Origin of the sequence: Spirosoma lacussanchae, assembly GCF_005870035.1 — a bacterium.
Taxonomy (GTDB): Bacteria; Bacteroidota; Bacteroidia; order Cytophagales; family Spirosomataceae; genus Spirosoma; species Spirosoma lacussanchae.
Genome location: NZ_SWJG01000005.1, coordinates 178,116 through 196,494 on the forward strand (window position 1 = coordinate 178,116; position 18,379 = coordinate 196,494).

Here is an 18,379-nt window from a genome sequence, read left to right on the forward strand (position 1 = left end):
CTCTACACCCGGATGGTTTTTACACCAGCTGGTATTCACTACCCCATTGCTGACGCACAGCAGAGACGCGGGGCCGGTGCGCCAGTGCGATCGAGTCTCTACAAAAAACAAAGCATATGCTAACCAACTACCTCAAAACCGCCCTTCGCAACCTTTGGAGAAACCGGGGGTATGCCGCTATCAATGTCGTGGGGCTGGGCGTAGCCTTCTGCATCAGCACCTTTCTGCTGCTGATGGCTTACCTGCATCTTACTTTTGATTCTTTTCATCAGGATGGCGACCGGATCTTTCAGGCGTACCTCTTCAGCAACGATCCCGAAAAGCCGACCAAAAGCGGAAACATGCCTTTGCCCTTTGCACCGGCCCTCCAGGCCGACTTCCCCGAACTGGAAGCCACCCGCATTATGGCTGGCCGGAAAAGTCTGGTCGAAGCCAATGGCAAGTATTATGATAAGCTGATCAACTTCACGGACCCGGCGTTCCTGAACATTTTCTCCTTTCCACTCCTAGCCGGAAATCGGGCAACGGCCCTGCGTGAGTTGAGTAGCATCGTGATTAGCGAGAACATGGCGAAGGACCTGTTCGGCGCGACAAACCCGGTCGGAAAGCGCCTGAGAATGGGGAACGATGGGCGTCAGAAAGACTACGTTGTGACGGGCGTGGTGGCCGATGTGCCCGACAACTCGTCGGTTCGGTTCGATGCCCTGGCGCGTATTGAAAATGCGCCCAACTACCAGGATGATAAGGACAGGTGGGAGGCAAATTCACACACCGTATTTGTAAAACTACCCGCGCAGGTCGATCAGGTGGCCTTTGAAGATCGGCTGAAATCCTTTGCGCAGAAGTATTATCAGGGCGCTATCGAAGAGCTTAAGAAGAAAAGGTCCCAACCTGACGCACGCGGTGATGTATTTGCCGTACGACTACAGAAACTGGCCAACGTCCATTTCAACCGGGATTTGAGCGACAGCAAAGGCACACCCATTGCGGTGATCTACGTGCTGATGGGCATGGCCTTTTTTATACTGGCCATTGCCTGTATCAACTTCATTAACCTGAGTATTGCGCGCTCCTTCACCCGGGCGCGGGAAATTGGCGTTCGCAAATCGCTGGGGGCGCTTAAAAGCAGCTTGTTCGTTCAGATCTGGAGCGAATCAGGCCTGGTTTGCGTGGCGGGTTTTGTGGCGGGAGCCGTGTTGGCTTACCTGCTCATGCCAGCCTTCAACGCTCAGTTTGGCGCCAAACTTCAGCTGGCCAATGCCCTTCAGCCCGGATTTATCGCTCTCTGCGGGTTCGTTATCGCGCTGGTTACGCTGGTGGCGGGTGGGTATCCGGCCTGGCAAATGGCCAGGTTCAATACGGTTGAGGTACTCAAAGGCAACGTGACGACGAAACGGCCGGGCGTGTTACGCAATGCGCTTATCGTTACCCAGTTTACGCTCTCCTGTTTGCTGGTTTGCTGTACCGTTATCGCCTTCCAGCAGGTGTGGCATTTGCGTCAAAGTCCGCTCGGTTTCGACAAGGAGCAGGTCATCAGCATCCCGGTGGGCACGCAGGTAGACGGTCGGCAGGTGTTGCAGCGGCTGCGGAACAAACTGGCCAATGACCCAACCGTTCTGTCCCTGACAGGAACCGGTATCAACCTGGGTAAAGGCAAAGACCGCGTGAGTTCGAGATCGACCGTTGGGTATACCAACAAGGGCAGGAAAATCCTGACCGATGTGTTGATGATCGACTACGACTACCTCAAAACCCTTAGGATCAAACTGCTGGCCGGACGTGATTTCAATCGGGCCTACGCCAGCGACTCGACCAACCGGGTGATCGTTACGCAGAGTATGGCCAACATGATGGGCGTGGCCAACCCGGTCGGTATGTTGCTCGGCGATGATGACGACACGACCGGCACCAAATCCCAGATCATTGGCGTCGTGCCTGATTTCCGACTCTATTCCGTAGCTGATAACGCCAATCCGATCACCATGTACCTCTCGGCAACCGAACCGATTCATTACGTTTTTGTTCGGGTAGCCCCGCAAAGTCTGGCTGGTGCGATGGAGAAACTGCAAAACGTGTGGGCCGAGGTGGCCCCGCAGTCGGAGTTTATGGGTTCGTTTCTGGACGAGAACGTCGATGCCTGGTATCAGAACGAAGAGCAGCTTTCGCAGATATTGAGTCTGGCGTCGGGCGTGGCTATTTTGCTGTCGTGCATCGGTTTGTTTGCCATCGCCCTGCTCATGGTCGAACAGCGCACGAAGGAGATCGGCATCCGAAAAGTGATGGGAGCCAGCATTCCCGGCATCGTGCTGATGCTCTCCCGAGGCTTTGTCAGGCTGGTGCTGATTGCGCTGTGCATCGCCGTGCCGTTGGCGTGGTTTGGGATGCAAACCTGGCTGAACAACTACTCGTACCGCATCGACATAAGTCCGTGGGTATTTATTGGTGTTGGCCTGTCGGCTGTACTCATTGCGCTGGCAACGGTGAGTTTCCAGAGTATCAAAGCCGCCCTGATGAATCCGGTAAAATCGTTACGAAGCGAATAAATTCTTACGGTTATGTTCCGAAATTATCTCAAAATCGCCTGGCGGAATCTGGTTCGCAACAAGGTTTATTCGGCTATTAATATCGGCGGGCTGGCCGTTGGTCTCACCTTTGCGATGCTAATCGGAAGCTACGTTTGGGGCGAATTTCAGGTGAATCGCCAACTGCGAAATACACGCCAGCAGTGCCTTGTGCAGAGCCGATGGAAACAAGAAAATCGGGGTATGGACATCACAACGCTGGCTCCCATTGGCCCAGCCCTGAAAGCCCAGTACCCATCGTTGGTGGCAAACTTCTATCGATTTTATGGGGTAAGTGCAACGGTATCGGCAGGGGCAAACCACTTCCGCGAGTTTATTCAGATTGGCGATTCGACGCTCATACCGATGTTCGGGCTGCCGGTGCTGCATGGCAACCCCCAAACGGCCTTGAGCCAGCCAAACTCGATTGTGATTACAGCCGCGAAAGCCCTGAAAATCTTCGGCAAAACGGATGTGCTTAACCAGATACTGACGGTTGAAACGCCACAGGCCGGGAAGAAAAACTTTCTGGTGACAGCTGTACTCAATCCGCTCTCGCCCAACTCTGTCTCGCACCTGCTCTCCGAAGCCAATGAGATCTTTATGCCGATTCAAAGTGCTGATTATTTCGGCACCACTATTTTTTCGTGGCAAAATCCGTACATCGTCAATTATGTCGAATTGCAACCGGGCGTAACTCCACAGGATGTAGAAAAACCACTCGCCCATGTATTGGCGACTAACACACCACCTGATGTTCGGCAGAACCTGACGGCTTACGTAACTCCGCTGACTGAGTATTACCTCCAAAGTAATAACGGCCTGATTCGTAAACTCATCATTACGCTGGCTGCTGTAGGGCTGTTTATCCTGTTGATGGCTATAGTCAATTTCATCAATCTGTCGTTGGGCACAGCCTCGACTCGACTCCGCGAAATCGGCGTTCGGAAAGTGCTGGGCAGTCTTCGTCAGCAACTAACGGCTCAGTTTCTGATCGAAACACTGGTATTGACCGCTATCGCTGGCCTATTGTCGGTGGGGTTGTATGGGCTGTTGAGGCCAATGTTTACTGAGATTGTTGGCAAATCGATTGCCGCTTTGACCGATTTGCCACCCTTGTTTGGCTGGCTATTCGTCGTGATGATTTTACTCGTTGGTGTATTGGCTGGGGGCTATCCGGCCTTGTATCTGTCGGCTTATTCATCGGTTGATTCGTTAAAAGGCAAGACCCGAACCGTGCAGGAAGGGCAGTGGTTTCGGCGCGGCTTAGTCACGGTGCAGTTTGCCCTTGCCGTGTTTGTGTTTGTGGGGTCGGTGATTGTATCGCGGCAAATCACCTATTTTTTCGATACGGATCTGGGATTCAAAAAGGAAGCCGTATTGACGGTCTCGTCGTTACCCCGCACCTGGACCAAAGAAGGCGTATCGCGTATGGAATCTGCCCGCGACCAGTTTGCCCGTCTGCCGGGCATTCAGTCGGCGAGTTTGTCGTTCGAAATTCCTAATGGCAATGCGGGGAATACCTTTAACGGCTATCGGCAGGGGCAGGATACCATGCAGGCCGTGGCGATGCAGGCCCTTACCACCGACGAGTATTTTGCCCAAACCTACCAGATCAAAACACTCTCCGGCCGGTATTTCCATCTGGGCCAGGGCGGCTATGATTCAACGGCGGTTGTGCTGAACCAGGCAGCTACGGCGGCCTTAGGCTACAAAACACCCGACGATGCCTTGGGGCAACCGATTCGTTTGCAAGGATTTCCGGCCACGTTGATTGTCAAAGGCGTGGTGCAGGATTTTCATTTTAGTACAATGCACAAAGCCATTCCGCCGATGTTTATCGGGCAGGTTCGGAACTTGCCGATTTACCGGTTTTTCTCGTTTCGGCTGGCTCCGGGCAGCACTCGCCAGACCATTGCTGGTATCGAACGAAAGTGGCATGATTTGTTTCCCGATGCCCCCTTCAACTATGCTTTCATGGACGAGACCCTTCAGAAGCTCTACCAGACCGAATTGCAATTACAACGAGCGGCCTACGTGGCTACTGGCCTGGCCTTATTGATTGTGCTGCTGGGTGTGGTGGGTTTAGTCTCGCTAAGTGTATCGCGCCGAACCAAAGAAGTAGGTATCCGTAAAGTATTGGGAGCGTCGGTGCCAGGTATTGTCGGGCTGTTTCTGCGAGAATACATCTGGACGCTATTGGTTGCCAACGCCATTGCCTGGCCCGTAGCGTATTGGGTGGTTACTGGCTGGCTGGCCGATTATGCTTATCACATTGCCGTAACAGCCTGGCCTTTTGTTCTGGTCGGTATAAATCTGGCCTTAGTGACAGGGCTTGTTATAGGTTTGCAGGTAATCCGGGCCGCGCTGATGAATCCGGTGAAGAGTTTGCGGAGTGAGTAGCACAGCATCTGACGCGTCAGCCATACGTTGCCGTTCGGAGAAGAGCCGTGTCCCCACGGCCCTGGGTGGTTCGGGTGTGGGGTGAGATTGGTGAGTTTACCCTGTTTTTCATGCCTCGATTGCGTACCTTGCTACTCTTGTGATCCCAAACCCGCCTGATCCCGGCAAAACCCATGGAACAACCGAAAGCGACCCTTCTGCAGGCCTGGCCTTACCAGCAGGATAAATTGAATTTGCCGGTGCAGAACCTGGAATCGGCACTGCCGTTTTACGAAACTGCCCTCGGCTTTCGGGTAGTCTCCCAGACCGATCTGCCGCAAAAATCGGCCCTGATCGTACGCGATGATCTTCAGATTGGCCTGGCCGAAAACGGCGGTGATCCCACCCAGGACGGCTGCTTTTTTGAGGTCGACGACGTATCGGCGGCCCTGGCCGAACTGAAAGCCAGGGGCCTGACCTGCGAACTCTCCGGACTGAGCTTCCAGCAGCATGGCAACGTAAGCTGGCAGGTGTTTTTCGTAGTAGCGCCCGATGGGCTGTGCTACAGTTATGGCCAGCGGCAATAACCGTTGTACGACCTGCCACACTAGCGGTGCGGAGCCGGGTAATTGGGTATGTTGCGGCCCAGGTAGATAGGCCGCTCGGCCTTGTACATGTTACCTACGTCTTTGAGCTTCAGAATGCCGCTGCCACCCCGGTTAGCCAGCTTCTGCCGTTTAGTAGCGGTGAGCAGCGGGTCGTCGTCGAACAGGAATTCGTCTATATAGTATTCGGTCAGGCCTGGCTCTTTGAGGGTGATATGAATATGAGCCGGCTCGTCTGCATGGGGGTAAGGGGCCGGGCGGAGCGTAACGAACTTGTATTCGCCCTGCTCATTGGTGCGCATCCAGCCGCGTAGGGACCCATGCCGACGTTCCCATCCCCTGGCGCCCTGCCTGGCCACATAACGGCCGGTCTGGTCGGTATGATAGACGTAGAGCACAACATCCGGCGCAGGGGTTTTGCCATCGGCTTTATAAACGGTTCCGTTGATACCCAGCGGCTTGTTGCCGGTCCAGGTAGCATCGGGCATCTTCAGAAAGCTGGTTAGTTTATCGAAGGGGACCGGACTTTCGTGAATGGCCTCGCAACCTTCGCAGGGGCCACCAACGGGTTGGACCTGCCCCGTGGCGTTCCGGACCACGAGGCAAATCAACAGCAGCAGTAAACGCCGGGTTTTCATTGGCAGATTGGTTTAGTTGACACCGGCTTCGGCCAGCAGGACCAGCAGGATCCGCTGCATACCCAGGTAGCCTTTGTCGTTGAGCCACCATTCGTTCAGCGAGTGGGCACCCCCGCCCGTACCCCCGCTGCCAATCGTGACGGTTGGTATCCCCTTGGCAATGGGCGTGTTGGCATTGGTAGAGCCTACGCTCAACTGGGGCGTAACGCCCATGAACCGCGCTACGGCCATAGCTCGCTGGACTAGCGGTACGGTTGGCTCGATCCGGCCCGATGGCCGGTCACCGACCTGTTTTACATCGACTGTTAAATCCGGCCCGGCGCGTTTCATCTGATTCTCTTCGGTGAGCGCCCGCTGAACGGCAGCCTGCAGGAGCTTGTCAATACCGTTCAGCTTGTCGGGGCTTTCTGACCGCATGTCGACCTCCATCCAGGATTCGTACGGCACGGCGTTGACCGACGTGCCGCCCCCGATCACGCTGACGCTGTAGGTAGTTTTAACCCCTTCGCGGGTAAACTTGTCGGCTTCCTGGGTGAAGTAGTAGATGGCTTTTCCGAGTGCGCCATGCGGGTTCACGATCCCGAACGCCCCGTAGGAGTGACCACCCGGTCCTTTGAAGGTAATCCGGTAGCGGTGCGAACCCAGTCCGCGATGAACAATGCCGTCGATCCCATCGCCATCAACGGCTATGTACGAGTCGATTTTCGGACCGTTGGGTTTGAAAAGGTTCTTCACGCCCCGCAGGTCACCCAGCCCTTCTTCGCCCACAGCCCCAACGAACAGCACATCCGCGTCGGTTTCGATGCTGTGTTTTTCGAGACCTTTCAATACCGTCAGTACGGCGGTCAGGCCGCGGGTGTCGTCGCCGATGCCGGGTGCATACAGGGTGTCTCCTTTCTGTTTCACCTTTACATCGGTACCTTCGGGGAACACCGTGTCCAGATGGGCTTCGAGCACTACGGTTTTCCGGCGGCCTTTTCCCCGGCGCAGGGCCAAAACGTTGCTGACCTCGTCGAGCCAGACCGAATCGGCCCCGGCGGCTTTCATCATGTCGGCGTATTTTCTGGCGCGTACCTGCTCTTTAAACGGGGGAGAAGCCGTTTCGGTCAGGTTGATGAGGTCCTGTTTTGTTTGTGGTTCCAGGTCCACAAACGTTTTGAAGGCACTCTGGACCGCCGGGCGCTTTGCCAGGTTTTGAATTTCGGTCTGGTAACGGGCGTCGATGGCTACCGGTTTGTCGTCCTGCGCCTGGATCAGACTGGCTGAGCCGATAAAAAAAGAAGCAATACAAGCAGCTAAAGTTGGCTTCATCGGGATGAGATAAAAATCAGTAAGACAGAATAAAGAAGAAATGATACTATTCTTTGGCCAAATTATATGGGCCGTATTTGCCTATAATACTACAATAAATATTGATTCTGTAGAGACGCGATCCCTCGCGTCTCCTTCGGGCCAGCCTTCCTCTCGGCTAGCCCTCCTGTCTCTACTCGCGACGGATGGCTTCGACGGGGTCGAGCCGGGCGGCCCGCAGGGCGGGGTAGGTGCCGAAGATGACGCCAATCAGCATGGCGATGATCATGATCAGGATGAAGGTGTTCCAGGTGTAGGCTACCTGAAACGATACGTCGGTCAGCGCTTTCACAATGGGAACAAAGGCCAGCGTGCTCAACAGACCCAGGCCCAGGCCCAACAGGCTGCCGAAGGTCGAAATCGTGATCGACTCTGACAAAAACTGCCACATGATATCCCGCCTTTTGGCGCCGAGCGCTTTCCGTACGCCAATCTCTACGGTTCGTTCCGTGACCGAAATCAACAGTACGTTCATCACGCCGATGCCGCCGACCAGTACCGAAATGCCTACAATCAGGCCCATGATCAGCCGGAACAACAAAAAGCCCTGGGTCGCCTGGCTGACGCGCTGCTCGTTGGTGAAGAGTATAAAATCGGCCGTCTGGTGCTTCATGTTGGCTTTCAGCCAGGTCTCTGCGTCGGTTTTCAGGGCCGGTACATCTTCTACGGTATTGGCTTCGATGACACCCATGGGGGGATTTTCCCGTAAGACACTGTCGGGGAGTAGCGTTATCGGTACCAGCAGCTGGCCAGCTTTGGCATCCTTATTGGCCAGGATGCCAATTACCGTCAGCGTTATTGCGCCGTAGCGTAGCTGGTGGCCGATGGCTGATTGTTCGGGCTGTTTGCCTGCCAGCTGACGGGCCAGGTGCTGGTTGATAACCGCCAGTCCCTGCGCGCTCTTGAGCTCCGGTTCGGTGAAGACCCGGCCGTGAACCAGCGTCAGGTCGGGGTGCAGGGGCAGGCTGGTCCCCGTAACGATCGTACCGATTTTGCCGGTATCGGACACCATGCTGATCTCGCTGTTCTGCCGCCATTGGAGGTAGGTTTCGGCAGGTTTGCTCAGCGATGACCGCATGGCGCCCCATCTTTTGGCGTCGAGGTAGTCGTACTCGCTTTTCCGGACTTGCACCTCGTTGACTACTTTATAAGGATTCGACTGCACCAGTATGGCTTTCAGCGAGGTCGTTCTGGTGATCTGCTCGCGCGCGTACTGCTCCATACCGTCAATCAGCGACAGAATAGCGACCAGAGCCGCTACCCCAATTACGATCCCCAGAATGGACAGCACCGTATGAAAAAAGCGAGTGCGGATGTTTTGCAGCGCATGGGCGAACGACACCAGTATTTTTTTCATCGGGAAGGGCGCCCGCGATTAGAGGGAGGCTATACAAAATAGCAGCGTCTGGTATAGGAAGCCAACCGGTATGTGACAAACGGTGAGGCTATTGGCAACCCCATCAGAATCCATAGGATTCATTTTTGCAACAATGTTGCAAAAATGAATCCCACCCTTTACCTTTGCCTATCGATCAACCCACTTGGTATGGCTACACACATACTCCGTCGCCGGGCCGACTACATCGGCATTACCGGCTCACTGCTCTGCCTTATTCACTGTATGCTGACCCCGGTACTGCTGATGACCTCTACCTGGCTCACGCACGATTCTCTTCGGGTCGGCTTCCTGAGTCTGGATTATCTGTTCATCATCGTCAATATAGGGGCGGTCTGGTCAGCTACCCGGCGTACCTCCCGCTCGATCCGGTTTGCCCTGTGGGGGTTTCTGGGACTGTTCGCTACCGGGCTGGTGTTCGAGGAACTGAACGAAGGATTCGAATACCTGGCCTACGCGGCCTCCCTGGGTCTGGTCGTGACGCACCTGGCCAATATCCATTACTGCCGTACGCATCACGTTCACTGAGCAGTCATTAATATCAACTAACAGACAACATGACAATCCGCCAGCAAAACGATGTAATTATAGTAGGGGGTAGCAGTGCCGGGCTTAGTGCCGCGCTGGTACTCGGCCGGGCCGTACGTCGGGTGCTGGTCATCGACGCGGGGCAGCCCTGCAACCGGCAAACGCCCCATTCGCACGGCTTCCTGACCCGCGACGGAGCAACCCCGACGGAGTTACTGACCGCGGCCCGCGAGCAAATCAGCCAGTACCCGGGCGTGCAATTCTGGTCGGGCACCGCTACCCGGGCCGCCCGCACCGAGCACGGATTCAGCCTTACAACAACGTCGGCCGACGGGGGCGAACTCCAATTTTCGGGTCGTGCGCTGCTGCTGGCAACGGGGCTGTTCGATATTATGCCTGAGCTGCCGGGCTTTGCCGAATGCTGGGGCCGGTCGGTGCTGCATTGTCCCTACTGCCACGGTTATGAAGTACACGGGCAGCCGCTGGGTATCCTGGCCAATGGCGATATTGGGTACGATATGGCCAGCCTGATTCAGCAGTGGAGCCGCCAGCTCACCCTGTTCACCAACGGACCGGCCACCCTGACTCCTGATCAACAGCAGACCCTGGCTCAACTCCAGATTCCAATTGTCGATACCCCCATCTCGGCTCTCGAACACGAAGAAGGTCGGTTAACCGCTGTGCTGTTCGCTGATGGGACACGGGCACATCCGGCGGCTGTTTTTGCGCGGGTGCCCTTCCGCCAGCATACTGATCTGGCCAGTCAGCTAGGCTGTACCCTGACCGAGCACGGTCTCATTAAGATTACTGAGGCCGGCGAGACGAACGTTCCCGGCGTCTATGCGGCTGGCGATGCAACAACCCTGTTTCGGCAGGTAGCTATCGCGGTGGCCAGCGGAGCCAAAACGGGCGCCTGGCTGAACCGGCAGCTGATCGATGAAGATATTCGTAGACAAACCCGACTGGCGGGAACCGACGCCTGACCGGCCGCTGCGCTGCGGATAAGGTCGCTTAGCTGAGCCCGGACCGCTTATTTGGTTGATTTGTTTTTGCAACGTAGTTGCAAATTGCTTACTTTGCTGGCTAAACTACCAGCCTATGCAACCGAATCGACTTGTTTACACGCTTTGCCTGATGGGCGCTTTATCCGCCTGTTCATCGTCTGACCAGCAAGATCCGCTGCTAAAGGAAGCGGCAGCCTACCACCAGCAGGCTACTACTATTCAGGCCGTACTGGAGCCGAAAATCGATCAGATCGATTCGCTGAAGGCGGTATATACGGCCCAGAGAAAGCCAGCTGCAGTAATGGCTTCGCTCGATAGCCTGAAAAAAGCCTTCGAAGACTGGGAGTCCAATCTGGTCGAAGTGCCCGGTATGCCTCATACCCATACGCATGAGCACGGACACCATAGCCACCAGCATGCCGACGCCACGCTGGCCGATCTGCCGGCCGAGCAGATGCGCGATCTGCAGCGCGAAACCCTGACCAGCATTAAACAGATACAGGTTCGGCTCAACGAGCTGACCCCAGCTCCGAATCCATAACTCATACCCCCACCGTCCGCTACCTACCAAGCCGTTATGAAGCCAATTGCTACCTTATTCCTTGTTCTTACATCCTGCTGCCTGCGGGCGCAGACCACTACCGGTCTGGTAAACGATGCCAGTACGGGCGCTCCCGTTGCGGGCGCATCGGTCAGGCTACTGCGTAGCGATAGCGGTACCGTTACCGACTCGACCGGGCGGTTTTCGCTGGCCGGGCAGGGCACGATTCAAGTATCGTATATAGGCTACCGGTCGTTCAGTGTCAGGGCAGACGGCCGCTTCATAACCGTTGATCTCGTACCCAACGCAACCGAGCTGCAAACCATCGAAGTTGTAGGCCGGGCGGCCCGGGATTACACGAGTGAGTACTCGTTTTCGGCCACAAAAATTGCGACCCGCAACAAAGACATTCCGCAGTCGATCAGCACGGTAACGAAGGAGCTAATCGCCGACCGGCAGGCGTTTCAGCTGGCCGATGCCGTAAAAATTGTCAGCGGGGTGATCCCATCCAGTTTTTACAACCAGTACGCCATTCGCGGCATCAGCCAGAACGAAGAAGGGCAGATCATCAACGGCATGCGTACCCGGCAGTATTATTTCCTGCAACCGCTGACTACCAACATTGAACGGGTAGAGGTGATCAAAGGACCAGCCAGTGCGTCGTTTTCGTCGGTCGATCCAGGGGGGAGTATCAACCTGGTGACTAAGAAGCCACTGGCTATTAACCGGAAAGAAGTGAGCCTGAGCGTTGGGAGTTTCAGCACCCTGCGCGGCACGATGGATTTTACGGGACCACTCAACACCAGCAAAACCCTGCTGTACCGGCTCAACGGCGCCTATCAGGAAGCCCGCAGCTACCGCGATCTGGTCGGTAATAAATCGTTCCTGCTCTCGCCCTCGTTTTCGTACATTCCCACCGACAGAACCGCCATCAATGCCGAACTGATCGTCAGCAACATGAATGGTAACCTGGACCGGGGCCAACCCATCTTCGGCGCTGTGGCCGGCGTGACCGACCTAAATAGTACGCCCATCAGCCTCAATCTGGGGGCGTCGAACGATTTCTTTCGGTCGAAGGAGCTGATCATGATGGGTAACCTGGCCCATAAATTTACCGATCGCATCAGCCTCAACGTGGCCTACATGAAGCAGACCTGGACCGAGAACTTACAGGAACATCGAACAACCAACGCCTTTGCCGTCGATATAGCAAACCGGCCGGTGCCGTCGCTGGCGGCCATGCAGTTTGTACAGCGCCAGCAGTTCTGGAACATCGACAACCTGAGCGCTTATGTCAACATCGATGGCAACACCGGCCCGGTCCGGCATAAACTGCTGATAGGATACGATCTGAACCGCTGGCAAAAGCTGAAAGGGGGTGGGCAGAACGCGGCCCGTGGTTTTCTGCTGAAAGACGGCTCGGTAGCCGCTTCGTTCGTACCGGCCAACGCGGCCAGCTACCAGACCCAGACCGTTGGCGGGGTAACGATGCCGCGGCCGAACGTCAGTCATTTCGACCTCAATAACCCGACCTATACCATCCGCAACCTGGACGATTACACGTTCAACGTTCGTACGGCCCTGCCGCCCGCCCTCACCACCACCAACGCCATCTACCTGCAGGAGCAGCTGACCTGGCGCGGGCTGACGCTGTTGCTGGGACTCCGCAACGAATGGTTCGAAGACATCACCAACTACGAAGCGCCTAACCCTCTGGTGGTGCATAAGTCGGCGCTGCTGCCCCGGCTGGGCGTTACCTATGCGCTGACGACGAGCGTAAACGTGTACGGTACCTACCTGCGAGGCTATCAGCCCCAGTCCAACACCGTTACCCTGCTGCCCGTTACGGCGCCGGCGGGCAGCACCTTCGACCCGCTCGAGAGTGATCTGAAAGAGCTGGGCGTGAAAGCCGACCTGTTCGGTAACCGCGTCCGGCTGACAACGGCCGTGTATGACATCAACCAGCGCAACCTGCTGATGAACGCCAACGACCCCGCTAACCCCGACCGGCTGGTGACGCGGGGTGCCGAACGGAGCCGAGGGTTCGAGCTGGACCTGGCCGGGTACCTGACGCCCAGCTGGCAAATCAACGCATCCTACAGTTTCATTGATGCCGTTATTGTCAACGACCGCGACGAGTCGCTCATCGGAGCCCGGAAGCAGAACACCCCCCGGCATAGCGGCAACCTCTGGACCCGCTATAACTTCTCCTCAAATTCGGCGCTGAGCGATCTGGGTATCGGGCTGGGCGTACAGCATAGCGGCAGCAAAATTCCGTGGTTCTCCCGCGCCTTTGAGGTGCCCGCCTATACCCTGCTCGACATGTCCCTGTACTACTCGCCCCAGCGGAGCAGCGTACAGGTAGCGCTGAACATCAACAACCTGACCAACCAGACGTACTGGGTAGGGGCGCAGAACTACCTGCGGCTGTTTCCGGGGGCTCCGCGCAACACGATGCTAACCCTAACTTACCGATTCTGAGCTGTATGAAGGCCTTACGTCCCGAACGACTCATTGCCCAACAGGTCTGGCATACGGCCCTGTTGAACCGGGCTGTTGTGTACCTGGGCCTGTTTGTCGGGCTGGTGGTGGTTTACGCGGTCTATACAGGCTGGGCCACCTTCCGGAAGCAGAACGGACTGCGGACCACCTACCAGCAGCAGGCCCGGCACGACTGGCTGAACAACCCCGACAAACACCCGCACCGGATGGCGCACTATGGCCACTTTGCGTTCCGGCCCAAACCGCCCCTGAGTATGTTCGACAGCGGGATGGAGAGCTTTCTGGGCAGCACTCTGTTTCTGGAAGCTCACAAGCAAAATGCCGTGAACTTTTCCGAAGCGGGGTTCTCGACGGGGATGCTGCGTTTTGGCGAAATCAGCCTGGCGCTGGTGCTGCAACTGCTGTTGCCGTTACTGATCTTTTTTCTGGGTTTTGGCAGCATCGCTTCCGAACGCGAAACGGGTACGCTGAAAATTGTGCTGAGCCAGGGCATTAGCTGGCGGCAGTTGATCGTGGGCAAGAGCCTGGGACTGATCAGACTTATGCTTACGCTGTTTATTCCGATCATGCTGGTGGCTGCGGTACTCTGGCTGACCGGGCAGGCGGGCGTTGTCAGCGCCGATCAGGTTGTCCGGTTCGGGTTGCTGGCGCTGGCCTACGGGCTGTACCTGAGTATGTGCTGCGTCGGTGCGGTGCTGGTGTCAGCGGTTAGCGCGTCGGCCAATGTGGCGCTGGTGAGGTTGATCGGTCTTTGGCTGATGTTTACCATCGTGCTGCCGAGGGCATCGCAGGCGCTGGGCTCGGCGCTGTTTGCGGCTCCTTCCAAAGTAGCTTTCTTTGACCGGATTCAGGACGATGTGCTGAAGCAGGGAGACAGCCACAACCCCAATGATCCGCACTACAGGGCACTGAAGGATTCGCTGCTGGCTGTCTACCGCATCGACTCGGTGGAGCAGCTACCGTTCAACTATAGCGGCTTCATCATGGCCGAAGGCGAGAAAATCAGCGCGACCCTCTACAACCGGCATTACGACGAGCTACTGGCGATCTACGACCGGCAAAATCAGTTTTCACGGGCTATGGCGTTTCTGAACCCGTTTATGGCCATCAAAAACCTGTCGATGGCGCTCTCGGGTACCGACTACGCCAGCTTCGTGGATTTCGGGCGGCAGGCCGAGCAATACCGTTACGACCTGGCCCAGACGATGAACGAGCTGCAGATCCGCTCCATCAGTAACCGCAAGCCCGGACCCGCCGATAAACCCGCCGTCATCGACAGAAAACACTGGGAAGATGTGCCCGAATTCAGATATACCGCTCTGGATGTTGGCCCGGTGCTGGCCTGCCAGACTATCTCGCTGCTGGCTTTCCTGTTCTGGGGGCTTGCTCTGGTTTACCTCATCCGAAAACTATCGAAAACCCTGCGCGCTGTCTGATATGATACTCCTTGCTGTCAAAAATTTCGTTCGGTCGGGCGGGGTTCGCATCGGCCTGCTGTTTCTGCTGGTGGCGGGTCTGGCCAGCCTGCTGGTGGGCCACCAGTTCCTGAACCGGCAACAGACGGCCGTTGCCGACGCCCGGGCTTTTCAGCAGAAAGATTTCCGGCGAAGTGCGGCTGTGCATAGCCACGAACTGGGTCTGCTGCTGTACTACCTGAAATTTTCGCTGGTCAACGAAACGTCCCCACTCAGTGGTTTGTCGATCGGGCAGCGCGACGTCAACGCGTCGGTACAGAGCGTAACGATTCGGGCGCTCGAAGGCCAGAAATACGATGCCGACCTGACCAACCCCACCAACCAGCTGCTGGGTAATCTGGATTTCAGTTTCGTGCTGATCTATCTGTTTCCGCTGCTGATCATTGCGTTTACCTACAACATCATCTCGGAAGAGAAAGAAAGCGGCACCTGGAGAATCGTGGCGGTGCAGAGCAACAACCTGCTGCGCTTCGTGGGGCAGCTGTTCCTGATCCGGCTGCTGACCCTACTGGGGCTGCTGCTGATCCTGCTGGCGCTAGCCGTTCCGCTGCTGGGTATTGCGCCCGATGCGTCGTTCGGGCTGTTTCTGGCTACGTCGGTGCTGTACGTGCTGTTCTGGTTTGGCGTGAGTGTCTGGGTGGCATCGCTGCAACAGCGGTCCAGCGTCAACGCCATGCTGCTGCTGGGGATCTGGCTGGGTCTGGTTGTTGTGCTGCCCGCCATCGTGAACACCTACATCACCACCCGCTACCCCGTTCCCGAAGCGCTGGCCACCACCCTGGCCCAGCGCAAAGGTTACCATGAAAAGTGGGACATGGACCGCACCCAGACCATGACCAGGTTCTATGCCCACTACCCGCAGTTTAAACATAATCCGGTACCCGACTCCGGGTTCAGCTGGCTCTGGTACTACGCCATGCAGCAGCTCGGCGATGATGAATCGGCTACCCAGGCCGACGAACTCAAAGCCCGGCTGCTACAGCGTGAAGCTGCCAGCCGGACCATTGCGCGGTTTATTCCAACGCTGCATACCCAGCTTCAGCTCAACGACCTGGCCCGGTCGGGACTGGGGAATCAGCTGCGGTTTCTGGACTATACCAGCCGGTTTCATGAAAAGAAACGACTCTACTTCTATCCTAAACTAATCAACAACGCGCCCGTCAGCGCCGAACGCTGGGATGCCTTTCCGGTAGAAACATTTACCGATCGGGCCCCCGTTGGCTACGTGGGTGTTCTGGCTCCCCTGCTGCTGTTTATCCTTGGACTGGCCGGGTTTGGCTGGGTCAATCTCAGCCGGTCGGTCTACCGGCTCTAACCTTTATTTAGCCGTTTTCCTATGTTGCAAGCCATTGAACTGACTAAACAGTATACCCCGAACCGACAGACTATACCGGCGCTGAACGCGTTGAACCTGCGGGTGCAGCCCGGCGATATCTACTGCCTGCTGGGTCAGAACGGCGCGGGTAAAACCACGACCATCAACCTGTTTCTGGGGTTTCTGGAGCCCACCTCGGGGCAAGCCCTGGTAGGCGGCATGAACGTGACCGACCATCTGTCCGAAACCCGCAGGCTACTGGCCTATCTGCCTGAAACGGTCATGCTGTATCCAAACCTGACGGGGCTGGAGAACCTGCGTTTTTTCTCCTCGCTGGCCGGGTTCCACTACAGCACCGATGAGCTGGCCGGGTTTCTGACAACGGCGGGTCTGCAGGCCAGTGCCCACACCAGCCGGGTCGGCAAGTACTCGAAAGGAATGCGCCAGAAAGTAGGTATTGCCATTGCCCTCGCCAAACGCGCCCGGGTGTTGCTGCTGGACGAGCCCACCAGCGGCCTCGATCCTAAGGCCGCCAACGAATTCTCCGACATCCTGCGCAGGCTCAGTGCCGATGGGGCTGCGATTCTGATGGCCACGCACGATATTTTCCGCGCCCGGGAAGTGGGTACGCACATCGGTATCATGCGGGCCGGCCGACTGGTCGAGACGCTGACCACCCCCGACCTGACGGCCCAGGAGCTGGAAGCCATCTACCTGCAAACGGTATAGCTGACCGATCAGGCGCTGGGTATGTGTTCTGTGGCTTTACAGCGGGATGACCCGGCCGCTGGGCTGCATGGACCGGTACTCGGTCATTACCTGGCCGGGCGCCATAGCGGGCCTACCGCGATCAGCAGAACCACCACATTGAACAAGACATTGGACGGGTTTCCTGATGCTATAGAACCGGCGCTGTCAATAACAAACCAGGCCAGAACCCCCGCCACAACGGTTCGTCGAACCCCCTCCGGTGCTTTGTCATAGACCCAGGCTGACAGTGCCCAGACCATAACACCCCACCCGCTGAGAAAACCACCCGTAAGCGCCGACAGAAATCGGGTATCGGGCGACGCATAGGTCGTGGCGCCATCGATGGGCCAGCTTAACAAATCCAGGGTCAGCCGGGCGGGTTCGGCCGTAGCGATCATGGTTCCCAAAAAGAAGACAGGTCCGAACGACCCAATAACGATGGCGGTGATTTTTAACCAGAATTTGTGAAATCGGTGCGACGCTTCTGTCGTCGGCTGGTGTGCTGTGTGCTCCTGCATAGTCGTTTGTCCGATACCGGTTTGTGTGCAGGTGCATAGTTAGCCATAGCAGCCCGCTGGTTTTAGACGCCACCGTCCAGAACGGCGGGGAGCGCTGTTCCGGTGGTACTGAACGCCCGGACCAGACCCTGCAGGTCGCTGAAATACTGCTTCAGCCAGCCGTGGTTCAGAGTTTCGTCGGTTATCTGAAGGTAGAAATTGTCGAGGCTCAGGGTGAGTACCAGCCCGGCCAGGTGCGACTGATCGGTCAGGCCCAGGATGGTGGCCCAGATGCCCATGATCGCGGGCACCGTGAGCTGGTTCGTTTTTACGAAACAGGCTTCAAAATCTTTGTTCGTCCGGTGAATCCGCAACTGTCGATTCACCAGCAGGTCCAGTTTGTGGGTAACGATAATATCGATCAGCTCGTCCAGCGATGCGCACTGCGATTCTTTCCGGGCAATCTGGCCAACCTGCTCCATGTGGTAGTCGAGCAGGATACTGGTGAATACTTCCAGATCGGCGAAGTGGTGATAGAACGACGATTTGTTCTTGCCCACAGCCGCGGCCAGCCGTTCTACCTTGAGTGCCTGAGGCCCGCCAAACGCGAACATCTGATACCCTTTTTCTATCCAGCTTTTCTGTATCTCTTTCATCGGCTATCAATCTAGGCGTTTTTCTATCATGATTGACAGGGACGCAAAAAACGGGGCGGTTGCCTGCGGCTCACCGGTGATGTATTTAGTGCTGTGTGCGGGTTTAGATCGATGTGCCCGTTGATAGGTAATTCATAACAATTACTGCATTTGGACGGTTACTTCGGGGTGATTCTATG

Annotated in this window: 15 protein-coding genes; 10 read left to right on the forward strand and 5 right to left on the reverse strand. The window is 56.5% G+C overall.

The window, feature by feature from the left end:
• Positions 1-116 precede the first annotated feature (116 nt).
• The 3 genes from FBR45_RS18625 to FBR45_RS18635 all read left to right on the forward strand — a co-directional run bounded on the left by FBR45_RS18625 (position 117) and on the right by FBR45_RS18635 (position 5,530).
• Positions 117-2,543 (forward strand): ABC transporter permease, encoded by a 2,427-nt coding sequence (locus tag FBR45_RS18625; protein WP_138505053.1) that lies wholly within the window; start codon positions 117-119, stop codon positions 2,541-2,543.
• Positions 2,544-2,555: 12 nt separating this feature from the next.
• Positions 2,556-4,964: an ABC transporter permease gene (locus FBR45_RS18630; RefSeq protein WP_138505055.1), complete on the forward strand. Its 2,409-nt coding sequence runs from the start codon at positions 2,556-2,558 to the stop codon at positions 4,962-4,964.
• A 173-nt stretch (positions 4,965-5,137) separates the two neighbouring features.
• On the forward strand, positions 5,138-5,530 hold the full coding sequence (locus FBR45_RS18635; RefSeq protein ID WP_138505057.1) for a VOC family protein: 393 nt from the start codon (positions 5,138-5,140) through the stop codon (positions 5,528-5,530).
• 20 nt (positions 5,531-5,550) lie between these two features.
• Here FBR45_RS18635 and FBR45_RS18640 read toward each other — a convergent pair whose 3' ends face one another.
• The 3 genes from FBR45_RS18640 to FBR45_RS18650 form a co-directional block, all read right to left on the reverse strand.
• Positions 5,551-6,186 carry a dioxygenase family protein gene (locus tag FBR45_RS18640; protein WP_138505059.1) on the reverse strand — a complete coding sequence of 212 codons (636 nt, stop codon included), beginning with the start codon at positions 6,184-6,186 and terminating at the stop codon, positions 5,551-5,553.
• A 12-nt stretch (positions 6,187-6,198) separates the two neighbouring features.
• A complete protein-coding gene (locus FBR45_RS18645; protein ID WP_138505061.1) occupies positions 6,199-7,497 on the reverse strand; it encodes a M20/M25/M40 family metallo-hydrolase in 1,299 nt (432 codons plus the stop codon).
• A gap of 172 nt (positions 7,498-7,669) precedes the next feature.
• On the reverse strand, positions 7,670-8,893 hold the full coding sequence (locus FBR45_RS18650; protein WP_138505063.1) for an ABC transporter permease: 1,224 nt from the start codon (positions 8,891-8,893) through the stop codon (positions 7,670-7,672).
• A gap of 189 nt (positions 8,894-9,082) precedes the next feature.
• Between FBR45_RS18650 and FBR45_RS18655 the strand changes: the two genes are divergently transcribed.
• The 7 genes from FBR45_RS18655 (at position 9,083) to FBR45_RS18685 (ending at position 17,026) form a co-directional block, all read left to right on the forward strand.
• Positions 9,083-9,460: a MerC domain-containing protein gene (locus FBR45_RS18655; RefSeq protein ID WP_138505065.1), complete on the forward strand. Its 378-nt coding sequence runs from the start codon at positions 9,083-9,085 to the stop codon at positions 9,458-9,460.
• A gap of 29 nt (positions 9,461-9,489) precedes the next feature.
• Positions 9,490-10,443: an NAD(P)/FAD-dependent oxidoreductase gene (locus tag FBR45_RS18660; RefSeq protein ID WP_138505067.1), complete on the forward strand. Its 954-nt coding sequence runs from the start codon at positions 9,490-9,492 to the stop codon at positions 10,441-10,443.
• A 115-nt stretch (positions 10,444-10,558) separates the two neighbouring features.
• Positions 10,559-11,005: a hypothetical protein gene (locus FBR45_RS18665; protein ID WP_246082300.1), complete on the forward strand. Its 447-nt coding sequence runs from the start codon at positions 10,559-10,561 to the stop codon at positions 11,003-11,005.
• A 36-nt stretch (positions 11,006-11,041) separates the two neighbouring features.
• Positions 11,042-13,486, forward strand: a complete 2,445-nt coding sequence (locus FBR45_RS18670) for a TonB-dependent siderophore receptor (protein WP_138505069.1) — start codon at positions 11,042-11,044, stop codon at positions 13,484-13,486.
• 5 nt (positions 13,487-13,491) lie between these two features.
• On the forward strand, positions 13,492-14,943 hold the full coding sequence (locus FBR45_RS18675) for a DUF3526 domain-containing protein (RefSeq protein ID WP_138505071.1): 1,452 nt from the start codon (positions 13,492-13,494) through the stop codon (positions 14,941-14,943).
• Position 14,944: 1 nt separating this feature from the next.
• Entirely contained in the window at positions 14,945-16,297 is a 1,353-nt protein-coding gene (locus FBR45_RS18680) for a DUF3526 domain-containing protein (RefSeq protein ID WP_138505073.1), read from the forward strand.
• A gap of 21 nt (positions 16,298-16,318) precedes the next feature.
• Positions 16,319-17,026 (forward strand): ABC transporter ATP-binding protein, encoded by a 708-nt coding sequence (locus tag FBR45_RS18685; RefSeq protein ID WP_138505075.1) that lies wholly within the window; start codon positions 16,319-16,321, stop codon positions 17,024-17,026.
• A gap of 86 nt (positions 17,027-17,112) precedes the next feature.
• Here FBR45_RS18685 and FBR45_RS18690 read toward each other — a convergent pair whose 3' ends face one another.
• Positions 17,113-17,565, reverse strand: a complete 453-nt coding sequence (locus tag FBR45_RS18690) for a hypothetical protein (RefSeq protein ID WP_138505078.1) — start codon at positions 17,563-17,565, stop codon at positions 17,113-17,115.
• Between the two features lie 62 nt (positions 17,566-17,627).
• The gene (locus tag FBR45_RS18695; RefSeq protein ID WP_138505080.1) at positions 17,628-18,200 is read right to left on the reverse strand and encodes a TetR/AcrR family transcriptional regulator; all 573 of its coding nucleotides are present in this window, start codon (positions 18,198-18,200) and stop codon (positions 17,628-17,630) included.
• Positions 18,201-18,379: the final 179 nt, after the last annotated feature.

Excerpts from the sequence above, each read along its gene's own strand:
- FBR45_RS18650 (WP_138505063.1), bottom strand. The coding sequence starts at position 8,893 with ATGAAAAAAATACTGGTGTCGTTCGCCCATGCGCTGCAAAACATCCGC.
- FBR45_RS18635 (WP_138505057.1), top strand. The coding sequence starts at position 5,138 with ATGGAACAACCGAAAGCGACCCTTCTGCAGGCCTGGCCTTACCAGCAG.
- FBR45_RS18625 (WP_138505053.1), top strand. The coding sequence starts at position 117 with ATGCTAACCAACTACCTCAAAACCGCCCTTCGCAACCTTTGGAGAAAC.
- FBR45_RS18660 (WP_138505067.1), top strand. The coding sequence starts at position 9,490 with ATGACAATCCGCCAGCAAAACGATGTAATTATAGTAGGGGGTAGCAGT.
- FBR45_RS18645 (WP_138505061.1), bottom strand. The coding sequence starts at position 7,497 with ATGAAGCCAACTTTAGCTGCTTGTATTGCTTCTTTTTTTATCGGCTCA.
- FBR45_RS18655 (WP_138505065.1), top strand. The coding sequence starts at position 9,083 with ATGGCTACACACATACTCCGTCGCCGGGCCGACTACATCGGCATTACC.
- FBR45_RS18680 (WP_138505073.1), top strand. The coding sequence starts at position 14,945 with ATGATACTCCTTGCTGTCAAAAATTTCGTTCGGTCGGGCGGGGTTCGC.
- FBR45_RS18630 (WP_138505055.1), top strand. The coding sequence starts at position 2,556 with ATGTTCCGAAATTATCTCAAAATCGCCTGGCGGAATCTGGTTCGCAAC.
- FBR45_RS18665 (WP_246082300.1), top strand. The coding sequence starts at position 10,559 with ATGCAACCGAATCGACTTGTTTACACGCTTTGCCTGATGGGCGCTTTA.
- FBR45_RS18640 (WP_138505059.1), bottom strand. The coding sequence starts at position 6,186 with ATGAAAACCCGGCGTTTACTGCTGCTGTTGATTTGCCTCGTGGTCCGG.
- FBR45_RS18685 (WP_138505075.1), top strand. The coding sequence starts at position 16,319 with ATGTTGCAAGCCATTGAACTGACTAAACAGTATACCCCGAACCGACAG.
- FBR45_RS18670 (WP_138505069.1), top strand. The coding sequence starts at position 11,042 with ATGAAGCCAATTGCTACCTTATTCCTTGTTCTTACATCCTGCTGCCTG.
- FBR45_RS18690 (WP_138505078.1), bottom strand. The coding sequence starts at position 17,565 with ATGCAGGAGCACACAGCACACCAGCCGACGACAGAAGCGTCGCACCGA.
- FBR45_RS18675 (WP_138505071.1), top strand. The coding sequence starts at position 13,492 with ATGAAGGCCTTACGTCCCGAACGACTCATTGCCCAACAGGTCTGGCAT.
- FBR45_RS18695 (WP_138505080.1), bottom strand. The coding sequence starts at position 18,200 with ATGAAAGAGATACAGAAAAGCTGGATAGAAAAAGGGTATCAGATGTTC.